Here is a 6,875-nt window from a genome sequence, read left to right on the forward strand (position 1 = left end):
TCAGCGCTCCCCCGCCCCGCGCAGGACCGCGGCGAGGGCCGCCGCGTAGGCGGGGGCCGCCGACAGGGCCAGCAGGACGTGACCGCGCGTGCGGGCGGACACGCGCGGGATCACCGCCAGGGGGACGGCCGCCGGCAGCAGCCGCAGCAGGGCGCGGTCGCGGCGGGCGGCCAGCTGGAGCGCCGCCGCCGCGGACAGGGCCACGGTGCCGGTGTACACGGCGTGGTGGACCCAGCGGGCGCCGGAGGTGTCGAGCAGCCTCGTGGCCACGGCCAGGCCGAGGGCGCAGTTGGCGACGTAGCTGCCCGTCGCGGGCAGGAGCAACGACGGCGGGGCCACGCGGGCATTCCACCACGCGCCCGCGTCCCACCACGCCCCCGGACCGGCGCCACCGGTCCGCTGCCTCCCCCGCCGGCCTCGCGTGCGCCGGAGCCCTCCCCGCGGGACGGTGAGCGCGTGGACGTGGCACCGGGCGCGGGCGGGCTGACGGACGTGGCGGGCGTGCGGGTGGGGCACGCGACGCGCCGCTCGGACGGGTGGGCGACGGGGGTGACCGTCGTCCTGCCGCCGCCGGGGACGGTGGCGGGGGTGGACGTGCGCGGCGGGGGGCCGGGCACCCACGAGACGGACGCCCTGGACCCGCGCACGCTCGTGCCCACGGCGGACGCGGTGGTGCTGACGGGCGGCAGCGCGTTCGGGCTGGTCGCCGCGCACGGGGTGCAGCGGTGGCTGGAGGAGCGCGGCCGGGGGTTCCGCGTCGGGCCGGGCGAGCGGGACGTCGTGCCGGTGGTGCCGGCCGCCGCCGTCTTCGACCTGGGCCGCGGCGGCGACCCGCGGGCCCGCCCGACCGAGGCGATGGGCCACGAGGCCGCGGCGCGGGCCGCCGGCCCGGGCGGCGGCCTCGTGCAGCGCGGGTCGGTGGGGGCCGGTGCGGGGGCGCTGGTGGCGCGGCGGTGGGCGGGCGGGGTCGGGACGTCGTCCGCGGTGGTGGCGGGCGCGGCCGACGGCGGGGGGCCGGTGGTCGTCGGGGCGCTGGCGGTGGTCAACGCGGCGGGCGCGCCCGTGGCGCCGGGAGCGCCGGCGGTGCCCGCGGTGCCCGCGGTGGAGGCCGAGCCGGGTGCCGCGGGCCTGAACACGACGCTGGTGGTCGTGGCGGTCGACGCGGCCCTGGACCCGGCGGAGACGTCGCGGACGGCGACGGCGGCGCACGCGGGGCTGGCGCGGGCGCTGGACCCGGTCCACACCCTGTGGGACGGGGACACGGTGTTCGCCCTGGCCACGCAGGAGCGGCGGCTGCCGGCCGACCGCGAGCGCCGGGTGGTGTCGCTGGTGGCGGTGCAGTCGGCGGTGGCGGGGGTGGTGCGGGAGGCGGTGCTGGACGCGGTGGTGCGGGCGTCGCCGCTGGTGGTGGGGGGCCGGGTGTTCGGGGTGTGGCCGGGCTAGGCGGGGGTGGGCGGGGTGCTCGCTCCTGGTGGACGTGCCGAGCGCCGGCACCCCGTGCGGGGTGCCGGCGCTCGTGGGGGGTGGTGCGGTCAGTCGCGGGGTCCGTGGGTGCCGCTGGCGTCGCGGGAGGAGCCCTCGCGCGGCTGGGGGGTGCCGGGGACGTCGGGGTGGCTGCGGTCGGGGCCGTCGACGGTGCCGCTGCCGACGGGGGTCTCGACGGTGGCCTCCTCGGGCTGGGGGCGCTTGAGGCTGAGGACGATGGCCAGGGTCAGCGAGACGACGATGACGGCGAGGCTGATCCAGGTGGGGATGTGGGGGATGGACTCGCTGATGACCTCGTGGCCGGCCTGGAAGAAGAGCTTGACGCCGATGAAGGCGAGGATGAAGGCGAGGGCCTTGGACAGCAGGTGGAAGCGCTCCAGCAGGCCGGACAGGAGGAAGTACAGGGCGCGCAGGCCGAGGATGGCGAAGGCGTTGGAGGAGTAGACGATGAAGGGGTCGCTGGTGACGGCGAGGACGGCGGGGACGCTGTCGACGGCGAAGACCAGGTCGGCGGCCTCGATGGCGGCGACGACGGCGAGCAGCGGGGTGCCGTAGCGCTTGCCGGCTTCCTTGATGAAGAAGTGCTGGCCGTGGTACTCGTCCTTCATCGGGATGAGGCGGCGCAGGAGCTTGACGGCGCGGCTCTGGCCGGGGTCGATGCTGTCGTCCTCGTCGCGCAGCATCTTGAACGCGGACCAGAGCAGGATGGCGCCGAAGACGAAGAGCACGGCGGTGAAGCGCTCGACGACGGCGACGCCGAGGCCGAGGAAGATGCCGCGGAAGACCAGCGCGCCGAGGACCCCGAAGAAGAGGACGCGGTGCTGGTACTCGCGGGGCACCTTGAAGTACCCGAAGATCAGGGCGAAGACGAAGAGGTTGTCGACGGACAGGCTCTTCTCGAGCAGCCAGGCGGTCGTGTAGTCGATGCCGGACTGGGTGCCGAGGGTGGCGAAGACGATGCCGCCGAAGACGATCGCGATGCCGACCCAGACGGCGCTCCAGATCGCGGCCTCGCGGAAGCCGATGACGTGGGCTCCGCGGTGGGAGAACAGGTCGATGGCCAGCATCACGAGGATGACGGCCCCGAGCGCGATCCAGGCCCAGGCGGGCACGGTGTCGAACACGGACTCTCCAGGGTGTGTCGGGGTGCGCCGCGGGGGCGCGCAACCTGTCCATGGTCGTCGTGCGGGGGTGTCGGGGGCAGGGTCGGGCGGCGGACGAGATCGGGGTGGCTGGTTGCCGGGTCCCGGCAACCAACTGCTGGTGCCAGCGGTGTGGCGGGGGTGGTGGCTGCCGGGTCCGCGCGTCGGGCGGGGTCTCGTCGGTGGGTGGGCGGGGTGTCAGGGGTGGGGCCAGTCGAGGGCGCGGGCGGCGAGGACGGCGGCGTGCAGGCCGAAGCGGTCGCGGTGGTGGGCGGGGTCGAGGCCGGTGAGGTCGCGGACGCGGTCGAGGCGGTAGGTGACGGCGCGCACGGACAGGTGCAGGCGGCGGGCGGTCTCGGTGGCGTTGCCGCCGGTGTCGAACCAGGTGTGCAGGGTGCGCAGGTAGGGGGCGGGGCCGCCGCGGGCGGCGCGCAGGGGGCCGAGGTGGTGCTCGACGAGGTCGGCGGCGGCGGTGCGGTCGCGCAGGAGGACCTCGTAGACGAGCAGGTCGCTGGCGTCGGAGACGGGGCGCCCGTGCCGGTCGGTCAGGTCGAGGCGGGCGCCGACGTCGAGGGCGTGGCGGGCCTCCTCGTAGGAGGCGACGACGCCGCCGGGGCCGTGGCCGGGGCGGCCGACGCCGGCGTGCCAGCGTCCGTGGGGGGTGGTCGCGCGGGGTCCCGGGGAGCCGGGCGCCTCCGCGGGGGGGCGGTGGCCGAGGAGGTCTGTCAGGCGCTGGACGACGAGGTCGACGGCGGCGGCGTCGGGGGCGGCGAAGACGACGACGAGGGCGCCGTCCTTGACGGCGACGAGGGCGTCGGCGTCGGCGCGGGCGCCGCGCAGGGCGCGTTCGAGGCGGGGCACGAGGCGGGTGCCCTCGGTGAGGGGTTCGGGGGTGCGGGCCAGGCACACGGCGTGGGGGGCGGCGAGGTCGAGGCCGAAGCGGGCGGCGCGGCGCAGGAGGCCGGGCACGTCGGAGGAGCCGCCCAGGAGGTCGTCGACGAACTCGCGGCGGGCGACCTCCTCGCGGGGGACGAGGTGGCGGCGGGCGAGCTGGTAGCCCTCGGCGAGGGCGGCGGCGGCGTCGTCGGCGGCGCGCAGGACGACCTCGCCGGCGGTGGCCAGGTGGGCGGGCAGGTCGTCGCCGGCGGTCCCGCGCGCCCCGGGTGCGGCCGAGGTCGCGGTGCCCGCGGGGGTGCGGGCGGCGGTGACGGGGGGCAGTTCGCGCCACAGCCGCCAGGCGGCGGACAGGTACAGGTCCAGCAGGGCCCGCAGGGCCACCCCGTCGGCGGCGGCCTGCTCGCCGCGGCGGCGGTAGCGGGCGGTGCGGGCCGCGCTGAGGCGGCGGCGCTCGGCGACGGCGCGCCAGACGGCGTCGAGGAAGTCGTCGAGCAGGTCCGGGTCGAGGCCGCCGGCGTCGTCGGCGGCGGCGGCGGCCACGGCGGCCAGGACGGCGGCGGGCGGGGTGGGCTCGCCGGGGGCTGCGGGGTGCGCGGTCGCCGGGGGTGTCACCCGCGCCACTGTGGCACCCGCGCCGGGCGGAGGTCGGCCCGGCGGCGCTCGGGTCGGCCGGGGTCGGTCGGGGTCGGCGCGTCGGCTGGCCGCCCGTCGGCGGCGAGTGGTGTGATCAGTCTGTGACTCTCCGCACAGGCCCTGCGCACAGCTCCAGGTCGGTGGTTCTGGTGCCGAGGTAGTGGCAGGTAGTCTCCGCCGCGGCGGGCCCGCACGGGTCCTCCACCGGAGCGGTCCCGACCCCGCACCACCCGCGGGACACCGCACGACCCGCGGACGAGTCCGCGCCACGCACCAGACGACGCCACAGGGCTCGCGCCCCCGACCGCACTGGACGTACCCGCTGTGCTGAGCACCTCCCGCCCGACGCCCGCCCGCACCCCGCGCCCGGCCCGCTCGCTGCTGGCCGCGCTGGCCGTGTCCGCGGCGGGTGCCTGCACCGTGCTGGCCGCCGCCCCGGCCGGTGCCGTGCCGGTGGCTCCCGCGGCGCAGGTCGCGCCGGTGGCCCAGGTGGTGGGCGCTCCCTCGCCGGAGGAGGTCGAGCAGGCCCGCCGCGCCGCCGAGGCCTCGCGCGCCCAGGCCGACGCCGCGCAGGCGCAGCTGAGCGGTGCGCAGGCCCAGCTGGACGCGCTGGCCGCGGCCGCCAGCGTCGCGCTGGAGCGCTACCAGGTGGCCGTGGAGGCGCGGCAGGCGGCCGAGGGCGAGGAGGCCGCCCAGCGCGAGCGCCTGGCGCAGGCGGAGGCCACGCTGGCCGAGGGCAAGGTCGACCTGGGGCAGTGGGCCTCGCAGGCCTACCGCGGCGGCGGCACCCTGCAGCAGTACTCCAGCCTGGTGACGGTGCTGCAGGACGGTGCCACCGACGAGGCCGCGAGCGCGCTGGCGTCGGTCAAGCGCATCGGTGAGGGGCGCAGCAACGCCGTCAACGAGTACCTGGAGGCGCAGCGGGTGCAGGCCGACGCCACGCAGCGGGCGGCGGCGGCGGCCGAGGAGGCGCGGGTGCAGGCGGCCGAGGCCACGGCGGCGCGGCAGGAGGCCGACGCGCTGGTGGCCCAGCAGCGCGAGCAGGTGGCGCAGTTCGCCGTCCTGCAGCAGGAGGCCACGGGGGTGGCGCTCAGCGACGCCGAGCGGGCGGCGAACCTGGCGCGGGCGCGCGAGGAGGCGCTGGCCGCGGAGGCCGCGGCCGCCGCGGCGGCGCGCGCGGCGGGGGCGGGCGCCTCGGGCGTCACGTCGTTCTCGGGCGGGATCACCGGCGAGGTGGGCGAGTGCGCGGGCGCGAACACCGCCGGGTACGCGAACGGGATGATCCCGCGCAGCGCGCTGTGCCCGATCGTGGCCGCTCCCGGGCACGTGCTGCGCGCGGACGCGGCCAACGCGTTCAACCAGCTGTCGCAGGCGTACGCGGAGGCGTTCGGCTCCTACATCTCGGTGACGGACTCCTACCGGACGCTGGCCGGGCAGATCGACGTGGCCGCGCGCAAGCCGGGGCTGGCGGCCCGCCCGGGCACCAGCCGGCACGGGCTGGGCATCGCGGTGGACCTGGGCGCGGGCATCCAGAACGCCGGCTCGGAGCAGCACGCGTGGATGAAGCGCAACGCGGGGCTGTACGGGTGGATCAACCCGGCGTGGGCGCAGAACCGCGGCGGGCAGTTCGAGCCGTGGCACTGGGAGTACACCGGCTGAGGCCGGTGCAGCGCCGCCGGTGACCGGTGACGGGGGGCTGCCCGTGACGGGCGGTGGCGCGCTGCGCCGCGGGCGCGGGCCGGTGCCGGCGCACCCGTGGTTCGCCGCGGGCGGGCCGCTGGCGGTGGCGCACCGCGGGTTCGCGCACGGGCCCACGGCGGGGCTGGAGAACTCCCTGCCGGCGTTCGCGGCGGCGCTGGCGCTGGGCTACCGGTACCTGGAGACCGACGCGCGCCTGAGCGCGGACGGGCGGCTGGTGGCCTTCCACGACGAGCGGCTGGACCGGGTCACCGACGGGGCCGGGGTGCTGGCCGAGACGCCGTGGGCGCTGCTGCGGCAGGTGCGCATCGGGGGCCGCGAACCGGTGCCGCTGCTGGAGGACCTGCTGGCGGCCTTCCCCGCCGCGCGCTTCAACGTGGACCTGAAGGACGCGCGCGGGGCGCGGGAGCTGGCGCGGGCGGTGGCGCGCACGGGATCGGCGCACCGGGTGCTGGTGACGGCGTTCTCCGACGCGCGCCGGCGGGCGGCGCTGCGGGAGCTGGCGCGCGCCGGGTGCCCGCCGGTGGCGACCTCGGCGGGCACGAGCCGCACGGGGCTGGCGCTGGCCGGGGCGGCGGGCGGGTCGGCGCGGCTGGTGCGCCGGGCGCTGGCCGGGGTGGGCGCGGTGCAGGTGCCGGTGCGCCACCGGGGCGTGACGGTGGTCGACGAGCGGTTCGTGGCCGCGGTGCACGCGGCCGGGGCGCAGGTGCACGTGTGGACGGTGGACGACCCGCAGCAGGCGCACGCGCTGCTGGACCTGGGCGTGGACGGGCTGATCACCGACCGCGCGGACGTGCTGCGCGAGGTGCTGCGCGCGCGCGGTCAGTGGACCGGCGCGTGAGCGGCGAGGGGTCCTCCCCCGGCTCCCCCGGTACCCCCGGTTCCTCGCGCGGGCGCGGCGGGCGCGGCGGGAAGGAGCTCGCCGACCGCGTCAAGGCCGCCCAGGCGGAGGCGGACACGGCCGCGGCGGAGTTCGAGGCGCTGCTGGGCCGCATCCCCAACGTCGTCGAGGACGGCGTC

General features: G+C 78.4%; 7 protein-coding genes. 4 read left to right on the plus strand and 3 right to left on the minus strand.

What is annotated here, in order from left to right:
* The gene (locus AB8M62_RS07260; RefSeq protein WP_369054645.1) at nt 1-339 is read right to left on the minus strand and encodes a hypothetical protein; all 339 of its coding nucleotides are present in this window, start codon (nt 337-339) and stop codon (nt 1-3) included.
* 117 nt (nt 340-456) lie between these two features.
* On the opposite strand from AB8M62_RS07260, the gene AB8M62_RS07265 reads away from it, so the two are divergent.
* A complete protein-coding gene (locus AB8M62_RS07265) occupies nt 457-1,443 on the plus strand; it encodes a P1 family peptidase (protein ID WP_369069099.1) in 987 nt (328 codons plus the stop codon).
* Between the two features lie 89 nt (nt 1,444-1,532).
* On the opposite strand, the gene AB8M62_RS07270 is transcribed toward AB8M62_RS07265, so the two are convergent.
* Nucleotides 1,533-2,552 carry a TerC family protein gene (locus AB8M62_RS07270; RefSeq protein WP_373694879.1) on the minus strand — a complete coding sequence of 340 codons (1,020 nt, stop codon included), beginning with the start codon at nt 2,550-2,552 and terminating at the stop codon, nt 1,533-1,535.
* Between the two features lie 273 nt (nt 2,553-2,825).
* Entirely contained in the window at nt 2,826-4,136 is a 1,311-nt protein-coding gene (locus tag AB8M62_RS07275) for a PucR family transcriptional regulator (protein WP_369052099.1), read from the minus strand.
* A gap of 345 nt (nt 4,137-4,481) precedes the next feature.
* Between AB8M62_RS07275 and AB8M62_RS07280 the strand changes: the two genes are divergently transcribed.
* From AB8M62_RS07280 to AB8M62_RS07290, 3 genes are all read left to right on the plus strand, one after another.
* Entirely contained in the window at nt 4,482-5,816 is a 1,335-nt protein-coding gene (locus AB8M62_RS07280) for a D-alanyl-D-alanine carboxypeptidase family protein (protein ID WP_369069101.1), read from the plus strand.
* A 19-nt stretch (nt 5,817-5,835) separates the two neighbouring features.
* The gene (locus AB8M62_RS07285; protein ID WP_369052101.1) at nt 5,836-6,696 is read left to right on the plus strand and encodes a glycerophosphodiester phosphodiesterase family protein; all 861 of its coding nucleotides are present in this window, start codon (nt 5,836-5,838) and stop codon (nt 6,694-6,696) included.
* On the plus strand, nt 6,693-6,875 hold a 183-nt coding region (locus AB8M62_RS07290; RefSeq protein ID WP_373694875.1), incomplete at its 3' end, for a hypothetical protein. The genes AB8M62_RS07285 and AB8M62_RS07290, both read left to right, overlap by 4 nt.

This window comes from Kineococcus terrestris (genome assembly GCF_041020755.1).
Classification (GTDB): Bacteria; Actinomycetota; Actinomycetes; order Actinomycetales; family Kineococcaceae; genus Kineococcus; species Kineococcus terrestris.

Bases quoted from the DNA above. Each gene is read 5' to 3' on its own strand.
- AB8M62_RS07270 (WP_373694879.1), bottom strand. From the start codon at position 2,552: ATGCTGGCCATCGACCTGTTCTCCCACCGCGGAGCCCACGTCATCGGC.